The organism is Shewanella saliphila (assembly GCF_014648295.1).
Lineage (GTDB): Bacteria > Pseudomonadota > Gammaproteobacteria > Enterobacterales > Shewanellaceae > Shewanella > Shewanella saliphila.
This window is the reverse complement of record NZ_BMQV01000032.1, coordinates 35,501-54,232: the sequence shown is the minus strand read 5'-3', so window position 1 is coordinate 54,232 and position 18,732 is coordinate 35,501. Positions and strand designations below refer to the sequence as shown.

Annotated in this window: 17 protein-coding genes; 4 read left to right on the top strand and 13 right to left on the bottom strand. The window is 43.9% G+C overall.

Features of this window, described 5'->3' with window-relative positions:
• Nucleotides 1–156: 156 nt before the first annotated feature.
• The 10 genes from IEY48_RS14345 to IEY48_RS14300 form a co-directional block, all read right to left on the bottom strand.
• Nucleotides 157–1,338: an acetyl-CoA C-acyltransferase gene (locus IEY48_RS14345; RefSeq protein WP_188921473.1), complete on the bottom strand. Its 1,182-nt coding sequence runs from the start codon at nt 1,336–1,338 to the stop codon at nt 157–159.
• 125 nt (nt 1,339–1,463) lie between these two features.
• Nucleotides 1,464–2,384, bottom strand: a complete 921-nt coding sequence (locus IEY48_RS14340; protein WP_188921471.1) for an SDR family NAD(P)-dependent oxidoreductase — start codon at nt 2,382–2,384, stop codon at nt 1,464–1,466.
• Between the two features lie 73 nt (nt 2,385–2,457).
• On the bottom strand, nt 2,458–2,919 hold the full coding sequence (locus IEY48_RS14335; RefSeq protein ID WP_188921469.1) for a MaoC family dehydratase: 462 nt from the start codon (nt 2,917–2,919) through the stop codon (nt 2,458–2,460).
• A gap of 259 nt (nt 2,920–3,178) precedes the next feature.
• Nucleotides 3,179–4,984 (bottom strand): acyl-CoA dehydrogenase, encoded by a 1,806-nt coding sequence (locus IEY48_RS14330; protein ID WP_188921467.1) that lies wholly within the window; start codon nt 4,982–4,984, stop codon nt 3,179–3,181.
• 56 nt (nt 4,985–5,040) lie between these two features.
• Nucleotides 5,041–5,802, bottom strand: a complete 762-nt coding sequence (locus IEY48_RS14325) for an SDR family NAD(P)-dependent oxidoreductase (protein ID WP_188921465.1) — start codon at nt 5,800–5,802, stop codon at nt 5,041–5,043.
• A gap of 41 nt (nt 5,803–5,843) precedes the next feature.
• Nucleotides 5,844–6,878, bottom strand: a complete 1,035-nt coding sequence (locus tag IEY48_RS14320) for a phosphotransferase family protein (RefSeq protein ID WP_188921463.1) — start codon at nt 6,876–6,878, stop codon at nt 5,844–5,846.
• Between the two features lie 91 nt (nt 6,879–6,969).
• On the bottom strand, nt 6,970–8,181 hold the full coding sequence (locus IEY48_RS14315; RefSeq protein ID WP_188921461.1) for an acyl-CoA dehydrogenase family protein: 1,212 nt from the start codon (nt 8,179–8,181) through the stop codon (nt 6,970–6,972).
• A 63-nt stretch (nt 8,182–8,244) separates the two neighbouring features.
• Nucleotides 8,245–9,369: an NADH:flavin oxidoreductase gene (locus IEY48_RS14310; RefSeq protein ID WP_188921459.1), complete on the bottom strand. Its 1,125-nt coding sequence runs from the start codon at nt 9,367–9,369 to the stop codon at nt 8,245–8,247.
• A gap of 55 nt (nt 9,370–9,424) precedes the next feature.
• Nucleotides 9,425–10,195: an SDR family oxidoreductase gene (locus IEY48_RS14305; protein WP_188921457.1), complete on the bottom strand. Its 771-nt coding sequence runs from the start codon at nt 10,193–10,195 to the stop codon at nt 9,425–9,427.
• A 66-nt stretch (nt 10,196–10,261) separates the two neighbouring features.
• Nucleotides 10,262–11,008: a histidine phosphatase family protein gene (locus IEY48_RS14300; protein WP_188921455.1), complete on the bottom strand. Its 747-nt coding sequence runs from the start codon at nt 11,006–11,008 to the stop codon at nt 10,262–10,264.
• Between the two features lie 224 nt (nt 11,009–11,232).
• On the opposite strand from IEY48_RS14300, the gene IEY48_RS14295 reads away from it, so the two are divergent.
• The gene (locus IEY48_RS14295; RefSeq protein WP_188921453.1) at nt 11,233–12,150 is read left to right on the top strand and encodes a LysR family transcriptional regulator; all 918 of its coding nucleotides are present in this window, start codon (nt 11,233–11,235) and stop codon (nt 12,148–12,150) included.
• Between the two features lie 124 nt (nt 12,151–12,274).
• On the opposite strand, the gene IEY48_RS14290 is transcribed toward IEY48_RS14295, so the two are convergent.
• Together IEY48_RS14290 and IEY48_RS14285 are read right to left on the bottom strand one after the other, a co-directional pair.
• Nucleotides 12,275–13,165: a dienelactone hydrolase family protein gene (locus IEY48_RS14290; RefSeq protein WP_188921451.1), complete on the bottom strand. Its 891-nt coding sequence runs from the start codon at nt 13,163–13,165 to the stop codon at nt 12,275–12,277.
• 87 nt (nt 13,166–13,252) lie between these two features.
• Entirely contained in the window at nt 13,253–14,203 is a 951-nt protein-coding gene (locus IEY48_RS14285; protein WP_188921449.1) for a helix-turn-helix domain-containing protein, read from the bottom strand.
• Between the two features lie 212 nt (nt 14,204–14,415).
• Between IEY48_RS14285 and IEY48_RS14280 the strand changes: the two genes are divergently transcribed.
• The 3 genes from IEY48_RS14280 to eat are packed head-to-tail and all read left to right on the top strand — an operon-like array spanning nt 14,416 to nt 18,128.
• On the top strand, nt 14,416–15,819 hold the full coding sequence (locus tag IEY48_RS14280; protein ID WP_188921447.1) for an ethanolamine ammonia-lyase subunit EutB: 1,404 nt from the start codon (nt 14,416–14,418) through the stop codon (nt 15,817–15,819).
• Nucleotides 15,819–16,706 carry an ethanolamine ammonia-lyase subunit EutC gene (gene eutC, locus IEY48_RS14275; protein ID WP_188921445.1) on the top strand — a complete coding sequence of 296 codons (888 nt, stop codon included), beginning with the start codon at nt 15,819–15,821 and terminating at the stop codon, nt 16,704–16,706. The genes IEY48_RS14280 and eutC overlap by 1 nt, the downstream gene beginning before the upstream one ends.
• Nucleotides 16,707–16,727: 21 nt before the next feature.
• On the top strand, nt 16,728–18,128 hold the full coding sequence (eat, locus tag IEY48_RS14270) for an ethanolamine permease (protein WP_188921443.1): 1,401 nt from the start codon (nt 16,728–16,730) through the stop codon (nt 18,126–18,128).
• A gap of 76 nt (nt 18,129–18,204) precedes the next feature.
• On the opposite strand, the gene IEY48_RS14265 is transcribed toward eat, so the two are convergent.
• Nucleotides 18,205–18,708: a VF530 family protein gene (locus IEY48_RS14265; protein WP_188921441.1), complete on the bottom strand. Its 504-nt coding sequence runs from the start codon at nt 18,706–18,708 to the stop codon at nt 18,205–18,207.
• Nucleotides 18,709–18,732 lie beyond the last annotated feature (24 nt).

The following is an 18,732-nucleotide window of genomic DNA, read 5'->3' as shown; positions in this document are numbered from 1 at the left end:
GTTTTACACGTGTTTATGCTGCGTTATTGATTTTGGAAAGGGAACGACCATTACCCGCAATCAATGCCTTGCCTAAACGCGTGTAAATTCTTGCTGAAATCGAGCATCTTCAGGTTGTTTGGGTATTTGATGACCTTCCAACAAGCAACTAAACGCTTACAACACTTCAAATAAACCCGCTGCGCCTTGACCGCCACCAATACACATACTAATCACCACGTATTTTACCCCGCGACGTTTTCCTTCTATTAACGCGTGCATCACCATGCGTGTGCCACTCATGCCGTATGGGTGACCAATTGAGATTGCGCCGCCATTAACATTTAATTTGTCAGCAGGAATGCCTAGCTTATCGGCACAGTAAATGACTTGCACAGCAAAGGCTTCATTGATTTCCCATAAACCAATGTCGTCCATGGTTAAGCCATTACGCTCGAGTAGTTTGGGAATGGCATAAATAGGTCCAATGCCCATTTCGTCAGGTTCGCATCCTGCAACCACCATTCCGCGATATACACCTAATGGTTTAAGGCCGCGCTGCTCGGCAAGTTCACGTTCCATCACCACAACTGCGGCGGCGCCATCAGAAAGTTGTGATGCATTACCGCCGGTAATTGAGCCATTATCTTTTACCGCTTTTAAGCCAGCTAAACCTTCAATATTGGTTGATGGACGATTACCTTCATCTTTTGTCAGGGTCACAGGCTCTTTTGAAATATCGCCGGTGTTTTTGTCCATCACTAACTTAGTGCAGCTTACCGGTACAATTTCATCATCAAATTTACCCGCCTCTTGAGCTGCAGCGGTGCGCTGTTGTGACGTGAGTGCATAAGCATCTTGACGCTCGCGTGAAATATCATAACGATTAGCGACTATTTCAGCGGTATCAAGCATGGGCATATAAATGGCTGGACGATAAGCTTTTACGCTAGGGTCAACCGCGCGATGCATATTCATTTTATCGTTTTGCACCAAACTGATTGAGTCACACCCGCCAGCGACAACAACACTGGCACCGTCAACCACAATGTGGTTTGCGGCAAGGGCAATCGACATCAGCCCTGATGAACATTGGCGATCAACCGTCATACCTGGCACAGATACAGGTAACTTGGCTGCCATAGCAACCTGACGACCAAAGTTCATTCCCTGGTTACCCTGGGTTAATGCGGCACCAAAAATACAATCGTCAATTTCATTTGGGTCAATTCCCGCGCGCGTTACCGCGGCATTAACAGCAACGGCTGATAACGTTGGTGCGGATAAATCATTAAATGCACCACGGTAGGCTTTGCCAATAGGCGTGCGGGCGGCTGATACAATGACGGCTTCTCTCATGACAAATTCCTTTTATATATAGAGTGCATCTTATTTAATGCACATTGTGAGTGGTGCTGTTGCAATCCAATGACACCACTCAACCGACATCACCCCAGTGATCTCGGAATAATCTAATCAATTTATTATTGCTGTTGCGCTTTCATGAATGCCATGGCTTTCATGATAAATTTTTCACCTTGTTGCGCGCCTGACACCAATGCTTTTTGATTGTCTTGTGCGGTTAATTGGTCCCAATTGTCTCGCACGGCTTCTGGGCTTTGTTTAGCCGTCGGAATAAAGCAGCCGTCGGTTTCAAAAATACCGGCACTTGAATAACCGCCCGCGCCAGCACATAAAATAAATCGGTTAGGTGCAGCTTCATCACACAAGGTCAACATACCCGCAGTCACAGCTTCTGGCGCAAAGGCTTTAACGATTTCTTCGGGCATTAAATCTTCTGTCATGCGGGTGCCCGCAGTAGGTGCTAATGCATTAATGTGAATATTATTTTTAGCGCCCTCAAGCACTAAGGTATTCATTAAACCAATCAGGGCCATTTTTGCCGCACCATAATTAGCCTGACCAAAATTACCATACATGCCGCTTGATGAGGTTGTCATGACAATTCGACCATAGTTTTGTTGCTTCATGATTTCCCACACCGCTTTAGTGCAGTTAACCGAGCCCATAACATGGACGTCCATCACTAACTTAAAGTCATCTAAGGTCATTTTCGAAAACGATTTATCACGCAAAATACCGGCGTTATTAATTAAAATATCAACGCGGCCCCACTTATCCATGGCCTGTTGCACCATGTCTTGTACTTCTTCAAAATTAGCCACATTTGCACCATGACTTATAGCTTCGCCGCCCATGGCTTCAATCAACTCAACCACTTCTTGTGAGGCTGCAGATGAAGCGCCACTGCCATCACGTGCGCCGCCTAGGTCATTCACCACCACTTTAGCACCACGTTTAGCCAAGGCTAATGCATGTGAGCGCCCTAATCCGTTACCCGCGCCTGTGACGATAGCCACTTGTCCTGCAAAACTGATAGTCATCTTGGTCCCCTTAAAATGCTGAATAATTTTTATTGTTATATTTCATTTCGTGTCTAACTGACTCGATGTTTGATTACTTCACCATTTGCACTGAAATCCACTCGGCGACTAATGCCGGAGTATCGCAACCTTCAATCTCAATGGTGACTTCAGTTGATAAACGAAATTGCCCAGGCTTTTTTTCTTCAATCGACAAGATTTTAGCGTGCGCTCTAATTTGGCTGTTAACTGTTACGGGTTGCAAAAATCGCACTTTATCGAATCCGGCATTTAATCCCATGTAAAAGCCGTCAATAATGACGCTAAATTCTTCTGCAAAATGCGACAGCATGGATAACGATAAAAAACCGTGCGCGATCGTTGAGCCAAAGGGTGTCGCTTTGGCCTTTTCTTCATCGACGTGAATAAATTGATGATCTAAAGTGCAATCAGCAAATTGGTTAATCTGCTGTTGCTTGATTTGGTGCCAACTCGTTGGCGCGGCTTGATGGCCAATATACTGTGTAATTTCATTGCGATTAATGACTGTCGGCATTTCCGTTCCCCTATGTACTGTAGCAGTACGCTCCATGAATGAAATTTAAGCGATATCTCATGCTAATTGGGGCAAACGAATTAAACAAATGAATAGTTTTGATACTTAGATATTATCAATACGAATAGTTAAGACTAATTTATTAAACACTTAAAAACAAAAAAGCATTACCCAATAAAGGGGTAATGCTGGTTATATGGCTGGAATTAATCCTAATCAGAAATGACTTTAACCTTAACAGTTTCAAGACATTACATCTTTAAAACCACTCTGGCTGCATATCATAGCTGGTGCTGTCTGTTTGTGTTAACAACTGCGACCACACATTGATTTCTGGTAATTCAAAGCGATAGAAATACTGCGCAGCTTGTAATTTACCCTGATAAAAATGCACGTCGGCCTGATGTGGTTTCTCTGCTAAAGCTTTAGTGGCCACAATACTTTGCTTTAACCATAACCAGGCAATAATGACATGACCAAAGAGCTCAAGGTACTTCACTGAGTTAGATAAGGCGAGGTCAATATTCTTAGTCGCCATTGCCGTTAATACAGCCTCAGTAGTGGTAGATAGTGTCGCCAGAGCGTCACTAAGTTGTTCCGTCATTGGCTGTAAACTGCTGTACTTCTTAGCGTCATCAAGGGTTTTAACGATTTCATGTAATGTCGCTTTATACCCCTGCATTTTGTTCATCGGCACTTTGCGAGTCAGTAAATCTAATGATTGGATCCCGGTTGTCCCTTCATGAATCGGGTTTAAACGGTTATCACGATAAAACATCTCCACCGGATGCTCGTTAATATAGCCATGGCCGCCCATCACTTGAATCGCTAAAGAATTGGCTTTAGGGCCGTATTCTGACGGCCAGGTTTTAATGATTGGGGTTAAAAAGTCTAATAACGTATGTGCATGTTGGCGCTGCTCTTCAGTATCGGCGGTATGCTCGTCATCACTTAACTGAGTGCCGTATAACACTAATGCCATTGCGCCTTCTGCATAGGCTTTTTGAGCCAGTAGCATACGCTTTACGTCAGCATGCTCAATAATATTAACCATGGGCGACAGTGGGTCTTTACACGAGGGCAACCGACCTTGAGGACGATTTTTAGCGTAATCAACCGAATATTGATAACCTGCAACCGCAATCACCGCTGCACCAGTTCCCACCATAATGCGCGCTTCGTTCATCATGTGGAACATATACTTAAGGCCACAGTTTTCTTCACCGACGAGATAACCTACTGAACCATTTTTTTCACCAAAACTCAGTGCTGTAGAGGTTTGCGCGCGGCCACCCATTTTATGAAATAAACCCGCTAAGGCAACTTCGTTATCGGCGCCGATAGAGCCGTCGTCATTGAGTAAAAACTTGGGTACCACAAACAACGAAATCCCTTTCACCCCTTTAGGTGCACCTTGAATACGCGCTAACACTAAATGCACAATGTTTTCACTTAAGTCGTGGTCACCGCCCGATATATAGATTTTATTACCACTAATGCGATAAGTGCCATCATCAGCCTTTACCGCCTTGGTGATTAAGTCGCCCAAACCAGAGCCACTGCCCGGCTCTGTCATGGCCATAGTGCCCATAAAGCGACCTTCGCGCATCGGTTTTACCCAGGTATCGATAAGCTCATCGCTGCCGTGGGCTTGCAACAAGTTGGCATTGGCGGTGGTGAGCATGTTGTAACCCATCCCTACACCGCCTGCGACACTTAAAAACGCCCCTGCTGCACTGGCTATAATAGGAGGCACTTGCATTCCACCTAAATCGTAATCAGCGGTGGCCGAACCAATACCAGACTCAATTACCGCTGCAATGGCGGTTTTGAGCTCCGGCACAATATGAACTTTTGTGCCATCAAAGGTCGGCTGTTCGGTATCGAGTTTTTGCCTTATGGGTAAAAAATGTTTTTCAGCAATGGTTTTTGCTGTGTTGATGACTTCATTAAACGTTTGACGGTCATGGTCTTGATAACGCTCTCGCGTAATTAAGCCTTCGCTGTCAAATAGCTCGTACAGCAAAAACTCAAGGTCGCGTTCATTCATTAATGTTGCAGGCATAATATTCTCTTCTTATTTGGCTACAAGGTGTGAATACAGGGATAACTATCTGCGGCTTAAAACGCAGATACACCACCATCTACTGCAATACATTGTCCGGTCATATAGGTATTGCCAGGCGATAGCATCATAAGCATGACTGCGACGATTTCTTTAGGCTCACCTAAACGGCTCATTGGGGTACCGCGAGCCATTTTCTTCTGCTTTTCTTCATCGGCAAAATTGGTGACCATTGGAGTCAGGGTAAAGAAAGGGCAAATTGCGTTAATACGAATATTATCTCGACCATATTCAACCGCGCCGGTTTTGGTTAAGCCAATCACCGCATGTTTAGCCATTGAATAGGCGCTGCCTCTGGCTGCCCCGCCTAAACCTGCCATTGAGCTTACGTTGAGGATTGCACCCTCACCTTGCTTAAGCATTTGCGCAATTTGATGGCGCATACCAAACTGAACACCTTTAACGTTAATCGCAAATTGGCTGTCTAAAATTGATTCATCAATCATGTGCAGTGGCATAAATTCATGGGCAATACCGGCATTGTTAACCCCAATATCGACTCGGCCAAAATACTCAAGCGCGGTATCGACCATGGCTTTACAAGACTCATCTTTTGATACATCGCATTTCATTGCGACCACTTCAGCACCCGTTGAGGCAATGTCATCTGCGACTTTATGCACACCAGCTTCATTGATGTCGCTTATGACTAACTTTGCGCCACGCTTAGCCAGTTCTTGTGACAGCAACTTACCAAAGCCTTGAGCTGCACCAGTGATAACGGCAACCTTGCCTGTAAAATCTAATAATGGATCCATGCGAGTAACTCCTGTAATTGATGGTCTTGTTGTTTTTATGATTATTCAGCTGTATTGATGACTTGTAATGCCATTTGCGCTAAAGGGGCCACAAACGAGCCGACTTTATTGGCGTTTTCATTTGAGGCATTACCTTCACTGGCGCGCTTTGCCACACCTTGAGCTATCGCCCCTAAACGGAAAAAGCTAAAGGCTAAGTAAAACGCCCAGTTATCAATTTTTTCGATCCCCATGCGCTGACAATATTGGGCAACATAGTCTGCTTCACTTGGTATACCCAAACTGGCTCTATCAACATCTTTTAAACCATCAATGGTCCCCATGCCTGCTGGCATACGCAGTTGCATACATTGATAGGCTAAATCAGCAAAAGGATGCCCTAACGTTGAAAGTTCCCAATCAAGAACGGCAATGATCTCTGGACTGTCTTTAGCAAACATCATGTTGTCTAAACGAAAATCCCCGTGAACCAAACACACACGGCCGTCATCTGCTGGCAAGTTGTCCTCAAGCCACTGGATTAACACATCCATAGCGGGGATAGTATGTAATTCTGTTAGACGATATTGCGAGGTCCAACGGCCCAATTGACGCTCAAAATAGTTACCCGCTTTGCCATAATCGCTTAAGCCAACAGCATTAACATCAACACTGTGTAATGCAGCAAGGGTGCTATTCATTTCATCGTACATGGCGCCGCGGTGCTCATTAGTGTCAACATCTGCTAGAGATGCGCTCCAATACACTTGTCCATCGCAATATTCCATCAAATAGAACATTGAACCGATAACAGTGGTGTCTTCACATAAGTGAGACACCTCAACGACAGGAACATCAGTGTGTTTCAGCGCATTAAGTACCCGGTATTCGCGATCAACGGCGTGAGCAGATTTTAATAACTTCCCAGGCGGCTGGCGACGCAGTACATAGACACCCGACTTAGCGGTAAGTTTGTATGTGGGGTTTGATTGACCACCCGAGAATTTCTCAAGTGTTATTGGCCCTTGAAAACCCTCAACGTGTTGCTGTAAATAAGCACTAAGCTGATCATTATCGATAGGAAATGTATGTGGCAATTCGCAATACTCTTATTGTTAGATTGATGACAGTAATAAAATGATAATGGCAGGCCAACTCGCCCCAGCGTTTGTTGACCTGCCTGCAATGTTATTGCGTTACCTTTTTCACTAAATCACGGCCAAGCTGCATCATGTGAACCTGATCTGGGCCATCGGCTAATCTAAGCGTACGCTGACCTGCCCAAGCATGTGCCAAGAAAGTATCCTGGCTAACGCCGACAGCACCATGGCATTGAATGGCACGGTCAATCACATCAAGTGACATACTGGGCGCCACAATTTTAATCATGGCAATTAAATCTTTCGCGGCTTTGTTGCCATCGGTGTCCATCTTTTGCGCCGCTTTTAAGGTCATTAAACGGGCTTGCTCAATCTGACAGGCAGATTTAGCAATGTCTTCACGTACCGATTGCTGCTTAATCATCGGCTGACCAAATACAATTCGCTCACTGACGCGCTTGCACATTAAATCTAATGCACGCTGGGCAATACCGACTGAGCGCATACAGTGATGAATTCGTCCAGGGCCTAAGCGACCTTGCGCGATTTCAAAACCTTTGCCTTCACCTACGATGATGTTTTCAACCGGCACACGGACGTTGGTAAAGGTCACTTCTGCGTGGCCTTCTGGTGAGTCATCATAGCCAAAGACTTGCATCGGCCTGACCATCTTGACCCCAGGGGTATTCATTGGCACAAGCACTTGAGATTGTTGAATATAACGATTGGTATTGTCTGGATCGGTTTTGCCCATCACAATCATGATTTCACACTGTTTACGGCACGCTCCGCTGATGTAAAACTTGCGGCCATTAATGACATATTCGTCACCATCACGAACAATGCTCAACTCAATGTTGGTTGCATCACTTGAGGCCACTTCGGGTTCGGTCATGGCGAATGCTGAACGGATTTTGCCCTCAAGCAGTGGCTCTAACCATTGTTTTTTCTGCGCCTCATTACCGTATTTAGCTAACACTTCCATGTTGCCAGTGTCGGGGGCGGCGCAGTTAAACACCTCGGGAGCCCACATCACTTTGCCCATAATTTCAGCTAATGGCGCATATTCTAAATTGGTTAACCCGCCACTGTACTTGCCATAAGCAACAGGCAGAAAGAGATTCCATAAGCCTTGTGCTTTTGCTTTAGCCTTAAGCTCTTCCATTAACGGAGGTGTTGACCATGGGTCAAGGGCCACTTGTTGATGCATTTCATCCTCGACCGGATAAACATGCAAATCCATAAACTCGTTGACCTGGTTAATTAACCCTTGAACTTTTTCGCTGTATTCAAAATTCATATGGTGTCCTTTTACTGAATCTTAGTGCGTAATAAGTGGCGCTAATGGATAGCTGTAAAATGCCTAACTAAGCGACATTAATGATTTTTTGTTAAACGGCTTAATCTCATCTATGGCATTGGTTTTAATTTTATTCACCCATTGCGGATCAACTAATAACGCGCGGCCAATACCGACCAAATCAAACTCGTCATTGTTTAAACGTACCAATAATTCATCTATACCGGTTGGGTTAGAAGTCCCTGATAAATCAGCATTACCTTCACCTATAAAGTCGTTATCCAGGCCGACATTACCGACAGTGATCACAGGCTTGTTAGTCAGCTTTTTAGTCCAACCGGCCAGATTTAGATCAGAACCTTCAAATTCAGGGATCCAGAAGCGACGAGTACTCGCATGGAAAATATCCACGCCTGCATCACTAAGTAAGCCTAAGAAGATGGCTAACTCTTCAGGGGTTTGACACAGTTTCGCCTTGTAATCTTGTTGTTTCCACTGAGAAAAACGGAAGATAATGGTAAAATCTTCTCCCACAGCTGCGCGGATGGCTTTGACAATTTCAACGCCAAAGCGGGCGCGGTTTTCTAGCGAACCACCATATTGATCATCGCGTTGATTAGTGCCTTCCCAAAAGAACTGATCAACTAAGTAACCATGGGCGCCATGCACTTCAATGGCATCAAAACCAATGTTTTTTGCATCGAGTGCAGCTTGAGCAAATGAAGCAACTACTTCATCAATGTCAGCTTGTGACATGGCAACACCATTTGGTGCGCCTGGTTTATATAAGCCTGATGGGCTGTAGGCAGGCATTTCTTTGTCTGGGCCGACACCGGGTTTTCTTACCGCGCCAACATGCCACAGCTGTGGGGCAATTTTACCGCCGGCTGCGTGTACTTCATCAACCACGTGTTTCCAACCAGCTAAGGCTTGCTCACCAAAAATGGCCGGTACGTTTTCGTAACCGTTGGCCGCTTTATGTCCAATAAAGGTGCCTTCGGTAATAATTAAGCCCACATCCCCTTCTGCACGGCGGCGGTAATATGCGGCAACCTCATCGTTAGGGATATAGTTTGGCGAAAAGGCGCGGGTCATCGGCGCCATGACCGTTTTGTTTTTAAGCGATAACGATTTATTTGAAAACGATTCAAATAGCTTGTTGATGCTGGTGTTTTGAGTGCTAGTCATCATTAATTCCTATGGGTGTTATTTGCTTTTTGTTTTTGTTGTTTGTTTTAAATCGTTAACCAATCAAATAACCACCATCGACATTGATGGCAGTACCTGTGGTGTAACTTGATGCGTTTGAGGCAAGGTACAGCACAGTACCGGCCATTTCGTCAGGTTGTGCGACGCGCTTCATCGGCACGTGATACATCATTTGTTTTAATATGGTTGGGTTATCCACTAATGCTGATGCAAATTTGGTGTCGGTACCGCCAGGAAGTAAGGCATTAACACGAATATTGAATTGAGCACATTCTTTGGCAAAAGCTTGCGTCATTGAAATAACGGCAGCTTTAGTGACAGAATAAATGCCTTGATAATCACCCGGGATAACACCATTAACAGAGGCAACATTAATGATTGAACCGCCGCCACTGGCTTTCATTAATTTTGCACCGTTGGTAGACATAAAGAAGTAACCGCGGATGTTTACATCCACTGTTTTTTGAAATGCAGTTAGGTCAGTATCGATAATGTGGCCAAAGTAAGGATTTGCCGCCGCATTATTAACCAGAATATCTAACTTGCCATGTTGCTCTGTAATGGCGGCAAAAATTGAGTCAATCTGCGCTAACTCACCAATATGACAAGCTATCGCCTGGGCACTGCCTCCATCGGCAACAATTTGGTCGACAACCGCTTGGCAAGCTTCTATTTTTCGGCTAGATACAATGACATGAGCGCCATATTGAGCCAAGACTTTTGCGACACTTTCACCAATACCTCGGCTAGCACCTGTGACTAACGCCACTTTCCCTGTTAAATCAAATAAATTACCAGTATTCATTTTATGTCCTTGTTGTAGTTATCATGAGTACAACCGCAGATGGTGTAATAACTTATCTGTGTACCCTTATCTAAAGGTTATCCATTCTTCGCCAGCTTGCTCTAAATGGCTGTAATTATTAAAATAATCAACGCTTAACATTTTTTCCGAAAACAATATCTTTGTCACACTTGTGTTTCTAGTTTGCTGATTAATGGCCAGTGTTTGTTTGTCGTTTAGCTGCAGCATGTGCTGCAAGATGGCTGAAATAGTGCCGCCAGAGGTAAACACTAAAATGTCTTTGGCTTGCTTTGCATTGCCTTTAACATCTGGCTTATTACTGTTTAATGCTCGCCGAGAAGCTAACTCTTGTTCGATAATATCTTGCAATGCGCGGATGCAGCGGCTTTTAAACTGTGGCCAGCTTTCTTTGTATTCCAAATCATGTTTACCACTCATCCAACGATTTAATGCTTGATAAAATTCTTTATGTAGGACTTTGTTGGGATGTTCATATTGCTGAAGCTGCTCGGTTTTTTCAGAAAAATGGTGCCATTCACCATTAAACTTTTGCAATATATCAACATGATTAAATTCATTAAAACCAGAATGGATCACCATGGGTGTAGCGTCAGTTTGTAACCCTTTAGCAAAATGTGACAAAGTTTGGCCATGGCGTAATAAATCGCCGCAATAATACTTACTTGGCAAAGGGCGTGAACGCCAATATTGGCCAAGTATTGAGGCTTGCTGACTCCCTTTATCAGACAGTTGGTCGTAATCACTACTGCCAAATGAAGCTTGTCCATGTCGGATCAAATATATCTTTGCCATTGTGAGTCTCTAACTTAATTAATGCGCTATGGATAACCAAAATGAGTTGAAGCGAATCTACTTGACTATGCTAATCTCAAGCTCTAAATTGAACAAATGAATAGTTCTAATACCCTACTATTTGTGATTTAAATAGTAGGCTGTGCATATCATGTTGTTTATTGACGAGATAACATGCTGTAGTGATAAGTGGATTAATCTTTCGTTAATTCAACGGAGTGAGCATGAAAATTGATTTGAATTTGTTTGTGGTTTTTGATGCCATATATTGCGAAGGCAATATTACTAAAGCCGCATCGGTATTAAATTTGTCGCAACCCGCGGTGAGTCACTCATTGGGGAAATTACGTAATCATTTTGATGATCCATTGTTTATCAGACAAGGTAACGAAATGCGCCCCACTCCCGTGGCAAAGAACGTGATTGATGATGTGCGCGAAGCGTTACATCAGTTGCAGGTATGCCTAGTACAATCAAGACAATTTGAACCACTGACCTCTCGCAAAAGTTTTTCATTGTCTTTACACGGCTCGTTAGAACCTTATTATTTACCTATTTTACAAGAAAGCCTTTCTATAGAGTCTCCTGCCATTCACTTAAACAGTAATAAGCGTGTTAACCGTAGTGAGTTAGAAAACAAATTGGCCAGCGGTGATATCGATTTAGCCATCGATGCATTGATCCCCGTGAGCAATAATATTCGTCACACTCAATTACAAAGTGATCAATTGATGGTGGTTGGCCGAAAAGACCACCCAGCACTCACCACAACGCTCGATTTAGACACCTACCTTAAACTTGATCATGTGTTGGTATCATCTCGTTCGACAGGACCAGGATTAGAAGATTTTGAATTGTCGAGAATGGGATATCACCGGAAGATTTCGCTGCGTTGTCAACAAGCCTTGTCTGCGTGTAAAGTGATTTTAAGCAACGACATGCTATTAACCTTACCCAAAACTGCGGCTGAGATGTACAGTGAAATGCTCGATATTGTTATGCACCCTTTACCCGTAGAATTACCTGATATTGGCGTGCATTTATATTGGCATGTGAATGTGGATAAGGAACCCGCCAACAAATGGCTGAGGAATAAGATGATTATTGCCGCGTCTAATGCGGTAACGTCTAAGCAAGCATAAAGCTTGTAGTGATTAATTGAATACTTAATTCAATTAACCGAGTAAGCGCTTTTAGTTTTAACAGCTATTGCTATAAACAAATGACAATAGCTGTCCTAAGCCAAATTTCACCGCTATATGATAGTTAACTCAGGTGCTTATTGAAAAATGCTAATGTTCGTTCCCATGCCAAATCAGCATTCACTTCATCAAAGCGCCCTGTCGAATCATTATGAAAACCATGATTTGATTTGTCATACATATACATGGTGTAAGGTACGTTGTAAGCCACTAAGTCTTGTTCGTATTCAGGCCAGGTGGCATTAACGCGTTCATCTAATTCTGCTAACTGGATTAATAACGGTGCTTTAATATTGGCTCTTAACGCTTTGGCTGCGGGTGTGCCATAAAAAGGCACACCGGCTTGCAATAAATCTGGTTTAGCTGCAGCAAGATAATTAACGATATAGCCGCCAAAACAAAAACCAACTGCGCCTAATTTGCCATTACTGCGAGGATTGGCCTTTAAAAACTCAGCTGCAGCAACAAAATCTTGTTCTATTTTGCTTCTGTCCAATGTACTTTGCATTTGCCGACCATCATCATCGTTTCCTGGATAACCACCTAACGGAAATAGCGCATCTGGTGCCAATGCGATAAATCCCGCTTTTGCTAATCGTCTGGCGACATCTTCAATATAGGGATTTAAACCACGGTTTTCATGCACAACCAGAACGACAGGTAAACGCCCTTCTTTATTGAGTGGTTCAACTAGGTAACCTCGGCCTTTACCATGTCCAGAGTGCGAATCAAATTCAACATACGTGGCCTTAATATCAGCATCATTAAACGACACTTGTTCAGCCAGGGCATAATTTGGCAATAAAGCTGAGGTTAATACACTCATTGAATACCCTAGTGCCACTAACGAACCGAGTTTAGCCATAAAGGTGCGTCGATCCATGCCACCATGTGCATAAGAGTCATACCAATCAAACGCCTCTTGCGGAATTTTGTTCCATTTATCTTGTTGCATAAGTTCCCTCTGCTTTGGTTGTGGCAAGTCGCATATAGAAAATAAAACAATAGCGTAAGTGTGATACGAAGATAAGACAATTTACGTTCAATACTGAAAACGATTTCGAGTTTGAGATGGATTCTCAGCAAATAGTTGTGTGTAGTCTTTAGTGAACTGTCCTGGGTGCCAAAATCCCCAATTAGCAGCAATCACTGCGATGGGTGTATCTTGCTGTGGTTTTTTAAGCTCTCGCCTGACGTTATTGAGTCGGGTTAAGCGTAAAAAGCGCAATGGATTGATGCCTAAAATTGACTCGAAACTGTATTGTAAAGTGCGCCGGCTCACATGAGTATGCTCACACAACTGGGTGATGGTTATCGCCTGATGTGGATGTTGATGAATGTAGTCTTTTACTTTTTCAACAACGGCTAACCTATGATGATAACTTGGCGCAATATGTTGATTAGCCTGGTTATCAACTAATAATGTTAATACCAGCGTGTTGAGAATATCTTGTTGTATTTGAGTGCAAAGGCCTAACCCATTGTGACTAATAAGCTGTTCAATCGTTAATCTTGCTTGATTCAACACCGCTGTAGTTACCACTTGTCGTGCATTATCTTGCGTCATACTGTGTTTGAGTTTAACGCCTTGGATTTCTGCCATCGAAAAAAGCATGTCACGGTTAATCACGACACCATAAATCGTAAATTCTTCTGGGGTCATTAATTCAAAATCACAATCACTACCACGGCACATAAATTGATGTGACTCGACTTGTAAGCCGTTTATTTTACTGTCTGTAGATAATGCAGGAATACCAAGCCATATCGACTCTGGTGCAATATTGCACTGCTGTCTGAGCGCTCGCTGAGTAAATTCTTTAAATAAATGTGAGTCTGGATAATCAATCCCTTCTATACAACCATAAAACTGACCATTACTGGTTTGATCATAAATTTGCTGCCACGACGTTAAATTATGAGCCTGCTCATCAACGTCAGTCGTTTGCACTATGCACTTTTGTGGTGCGTCATGCTCGGTGTCGCGCTGCATTAGAACCTCCTCAACTCACACCTTATGGTTACCATTTAACAATATTTGACAAAAACCTAACAGTATCTAATTGAAAATAAACATCAAATCAACGTTTGCCAAAATTTGATAGTCAGTTGGTACGCTTTAAGCTGCACTAAAACATCAAAGTAATTGGCTTAATCATCATCCGAGCAAAAGCTATACCAAAACATAAAGCATTGAGGTTAAGAATGGGTCACGCTTATCGCTACACATTAGGTAGCCAAACTTATCAATTTGCCAGCTTGGCAGAACTTATGGCGAAAGCCACGCCGCAGCGCTCTGGCGATCGTTTAGCGGGCGTGATTGCACACTCAGCTAAAGAGCGAGCAGTAGCCCAAATGACCTTGGCAGATTTACCCTTAAAAACCTTTTTGAATGAAGCGTTAATTCCTTACGAACAAGATGAAGTTACCCGATTGATCCTCGATGATCATGACAGTAAGGCTTTTAGTCATATTAGCCACCTAACCGTTGGCGATTTTCGTAATTGGTTATTAAGTGATTATGCGACACCAGAGGTTCTGGCCACGGTAAAAATGGGCATTACCCCTGAGATGGCAGCTGCTGTGAGCAAGATCATGCGCAATCAAGATTTGATATTGGTAGCGAAAAAGTGTCATGTAACAACAGCATTTCGAAATACTATCGGCTTACCGGGTCACCTCTCTACCCGCTTACAACCTAATCACCCTACGGATGATGTAAACGGTATTGCAGCCTCTATGTTAGACGGTTTGCTCTATGGCAATGGCGATGCCGTTATCGGTATTAATCCGGCTACCGATAACGTAGCGCAAGCGATTAAATTAATGACATTAATGGACGATGTTATCCAAAAATATCAAATTCCGACTCAAAGCTGTGTTCTCACTCATGTCACCAACACCATTGAATGTATTGAAGCCGGCGCACCGGTTGATTTAGTGTTTCAATCCATCGGCGGTACAGAAGCAACCAATAGCAGTTTTGGTTTTAATTTAAATACCTTAGCCGAAGCTCAACAAGCTGCACTGAGCCTTAATCGTGGTTCTGTTGGCCAAAACGTCATGTATTTTGAAACCGGCCAAGGCAGTTCATTGTCAGCCAATGCTCACCATGGGTTAGATCAACAAACCTGTGAAGCGCGAGCTTACGCTGTTGCACGTAAGTTTAATCCATTGTTAGTGAATACCGTGGTGGGATTTATCGGCCCAGAATACCTGTTCGACGGTAAAGAAATCACCCGCGCAGGATTAGAAGATCACTTTTGCGGTAAATTGCTTGGAGTGCCTATGGGTTGCGATGTGTGCTACACCAACCACGCTGAAGCAGACCAAAATGACATGGATAACCTGCTCACGTTACTCGGCGTCGCAGGGTGTTCGTTTGTGATGGGTATTCCGGGCTCAGACGACATTATGCTTAATTATCAAACCACCTCTTTTCACGATGCGCTCTATGTGCGCCGCGTATTAGGCTCACGCCCATCGCCTGAGTTTGAGCAATGGTTAACACGCATGAACATCATGCAAGATACGTCAAACACCATTTTATCAAGCGCTTTACCCAGCGCGTTTGCCGAACCATTACGTGCGTTAAAAGGAGGTTGCTAATGAAGCCACCTTCATCACCTCAAACGCTCAAAACCCCCATAAACCCAGACCAGTTTCCAAACGGGGCAGTGATTAATAATCCATGGCGTGATTTACGCCAATTTACCGATGCACGAATTGGGCTTGGTCGTGCAGGTATCAGTTTGCCAACATCAGAATTGCTGGCGTTTCAATTGTCGCACGCCGAAGCGCGTGATGCCGTTAATTTACCATTAGATATTAAAGCCTTAGCTCAGCAGCTTAATGCGATCCCGTTACTAGTAAATGCTACACCGGCATTGGTTGTCGCCAGTCAGGCACATGATCGGGTGACCTATTTACAACGCCCAGATTTGGGCCGAAAACTGGCTGATGCGAGTCGTCTCTCATTAGTAAAACACCTCAATCAGGGCCAAGCTGCAACGCCACAATTTGATTTGGCCATTGTCGTCGTAGATGGCTTATCGTCTTTAGCCGTTCAAAGTCATGCAAAACCGTTTATTCATGCATTGTTAACTCGGCTCAACCAACAACAAAAACCACTTACCCTCGCCCCTATTACAGTTGTTGAACAAGGGCGTGTGGCAATTGGTGACGATATTGGCGAAATCTTTAACGCCCAGATAGTCATAGTGCTTATTGGCGAGCGCCCCGGATTAAGTTCGCCAGATAGCCTCGGCTTATATATGACTTGGTCACCTAAAACCGGCTTAACGGACGCTTGTCGTAATTGTATTTCTAACATTCGTCCGGCTGGCCTCAGTTTTAATGAGGCTGCCAAACGGGCTGAATACTTAATCACTGAAGCCAGAAAACGCCAACTTACAGGAGTCAACCTTAAAGATCGCACTCAAGACGATGTGATCGAAAATCAACAGCAAACAACTCACTTTTTAATCGCAGAATAATAATACACCGGGAGAAAGATCATGTCAGATAACCAAGAATACCTTGCCAAACGGCAATTAAAGGGCGGCACAGCAGGCTGGATTTTACTTGCAGGCTTAGGCGTGTCGTATGTCATTTCAGGCGATTTCGCAGGTTGGAATTTTGGTATAGCCGAAGCTGGTTGGGGTGGCTTTGCCATTGCCGCCATCTTAATGGCTGTGATGTATTTAACCCTTGTGCTGTCATTAGCAGAAATGTCAGCGGCAATCCCCGCTGCTGGCGGCGGATACAGTTTTGCACGTCAAGCAATGGGACCTGCTGGTGGCTATTTGACGGGCTTAGCAGTATTAATTGAATACGCCCTAGCGCCTGCCGCCATTGTGATTTTTATTGGCTCCGCAGTACAAGAACTGCTTGGATTTAATGGTCCCTGGGTTTACGCTGTATTTTATTTAGTGTTTGTTGGCATCCACTTAGCCGGTGTTGGCGAGGCGCTAAAAGTGATGATGGTGATCAGCGGTTTAGCGGTACTGGCCATTATTGCCACGGCGGTGGTACTCGTGGCTAACTTTGATGCCAGTAACTTATACGATGTTGCCGTTACCGATGCAGCGGGTGCCAGTGAGTTTCTACCATTAGGCTGGTATGGTGTGTGGGCAGCACTACCCTTTGCCATGTGGTTATTTTTGGCAGTTGAAGGTGTGCCATTAGCTGCAGAAGAAGCTAAAAACCCTGCCAAAGATGTGCCTAAAGGCATTATTGGTGCAATGATATTCTTATTATTTACCGCTTTGATGGTTGTGGTATTAGTACCCGGCGTAGGCGGTGCTGCAGCAATGGGCGCAAGTGCTGTACCTTTAGTTGATGCCTTAAAAGTGACTGGCAATGAAAGCTTAGCCACCATAGTCAACATTTTAGGTTTAGCAGGCTTAGTAGCTTCATTTTTCTCGATTATTTATGGCTATAGCCGCCTAGTGTTTGCGTTATCACGTGCAGGTTATTTACCTCGCGCGCTATCGATTACCACCTCGCGTAAAGTCCCTGCTCGTGCGTTAATTGTTCCTGCAATATTTGGCTTTGTTGCATCACTCAGCGGTGAAGGAGATTTAATGTTAGCGATGGCCGTTGTTGGCGCAACCGTGTCTTATGCATTAATGGCTTTAAGTCATATTTTACTTCGCATTAAACAGCCTGAGTTGGCTCGCCCTTATAAAACACCTGGCGGCGTATTCACCTCTGGTATTGCCTTGCTGTTGTCATTAATTGCACTGACCGGCGTTTATGCATTTGATCCGCGAGCATTCTTGTTCACTATGGGCTTGTTTGTGATTGGTGCGGCTTATTACTTTGGCTATAGTTCAAAACGACTGGTTGCCAAAAATGCCGATGAAGAGTTTGCGATGTTGGCCGCAGCAGAGTCAGATCTAACACTGGCTAATTAAGCATAATATAACAGTAGTGCTATCTTGTATTACAAAAAAAGCCCTGAACATTCAGGGCTTTCTAATATCTAAACGCTTATTTACCCCAAGGGTTACTTGGGTCGGCTGATGGGGCTTTGTTAGAAGATTTACCTGATGTTACACGCTTTTCATAACCGCTACTGTTACGGCTACCATGGGCTTTAGATGAACTTTTTGGGCCTCTAGCATTACGGTTTGCTTCAAAGTTTTCTGCCGCTTGTGCATGCATTCTCGCAATAGATTCAAAGGTTAATTCCATTGGCTTACGCGGTACTATGCCAGCTGCAAAACCACGCTCACGTGGCTTAAGCTCAAATTGATCGCCTACCGCTTTGGGCATGCGTTTATAACGGTATAAATAAAAATTTTCAACTTTCTCACGGGCCCATTCAGTCTTTTTCAAAAACTTAAGGCAACCTTCAATCGATGGATTGAGGTTAAAGCATTCGAGTTTCAATGCGGCGTATAAAATTTTCCAATCATAACATTCAACCAGCTCTGTGATTAACGTTTCAAGCTTAAGTCCATGTAATGGATTGTTTTGTTGCTCTTCTACCATGGGTATTTCCGATGTTGTCTTTGC

Coding starts and splice junctions, on each gene's coding strand:
- IEY48_RS14345 (WP_188921473.1), bottom strand. CDS start 1,338: ATGAGAGAAGCCGTCATTGTATCAGCCGCCCGCACGCCTATTGGCAAA.
- IEY48_RS14340 (WP_188921471.1), bottom strand. CDS start 2,384: ATGACTATCAGTTTTGCAGGACAAGTGGCTATCGTCACAGGCGCGGGT.
- IEY48_RS14335 (WP_188921469.1), bottom strand. CDS start 2,919: ATGCCGACAGTCATTAATCGCAATGAAATTACACAGTATATTGGCCAT.
- IEY48_RS14330 (WP_188921467.1), bottom strand. CDS start 4,984: ATGCCTGCAACATTAATGAATGAACGCGACCTTGAGTTTTTGCTGTAC.
- IEY48_RS14325 (WP_188921465.1), bottom strand. CDS start 5,802: ATGGATCCATTATTAGATTTTACAGGCAAGGTTGCCGTTATCACTGGT.
- IEY48_RS14315 (WP_188921461.1), bottom strand. CDS start 8,181: ATGAATTTTGAATACAGCGAAAAAGTTCAAGGGTTAATTAACCAGGTC.
- IEY48_RS14310 (WP_188921459.1), bottom strand. CDS start 9,369: ATGACTAGCACTCAAAACACCAGCATCAACAAGCTATTTGAATCGTTT.
- IEY48_RS14305 (WP_188921457.1), bottom strand. CDS start 10,195: ATGAATACTGGTAATTTATTTGATTTAACAGGGAAAGTGGCGTTAGTC.
- IEY48_RS14300 (WP_188921455.1), bottom strand. CDS start 11,008: ATGGCAAAGATATATTTGATCCGACATGGACAAGCTTCATTTGGCAGT.
- IEY48_RS14295 (WP_188921453.1), top strand. CDS start 11,233: ATGAAAATTGATTTGAATTTGTTTGTGGTTTTTGATGCCATATATTGC.
- IEY48_RS14290 (WP_188921451.1), bottom strand. CDS start 13,165: ATGCAACAAGATAAATGGAACAAAATTCCGCAAGAGGCGTTTGATTGG.
- IEY48_RS14285 (WP_188921449.1), bottom strand. CDS start 14,203: ATGCAGCGCGACACCGAGCATGACGCACCACAAAAGTGCATAGTGCAA.
- IEY48_RS14280 (WP_188921447.1), top strand. CDS start 14,416: ATGGGTCACGCTTATCGCTACACATTAGGTAGCCAAACTTATCAATTT.
- eutC (WP_188921445.1), top strand. CDS start 15,819: ATGAAGCCACCTTCATCACCTCAAACGCTCAAAACCCCCATAAACCCA.
- eat (WP_188921443.1), top strand. CDS start 16,728: ATGTCAGATAACCAAGAATACCTTGCCAAACGGCAATTAAAGGGCGGC.
- IEY48_RS14265 (WP_188921441.1), bottom strand. CDS start 18,708: ATGGTAGAAGAGCAACAAAACAATCCATTACATGGACTTAAGCTTGAA.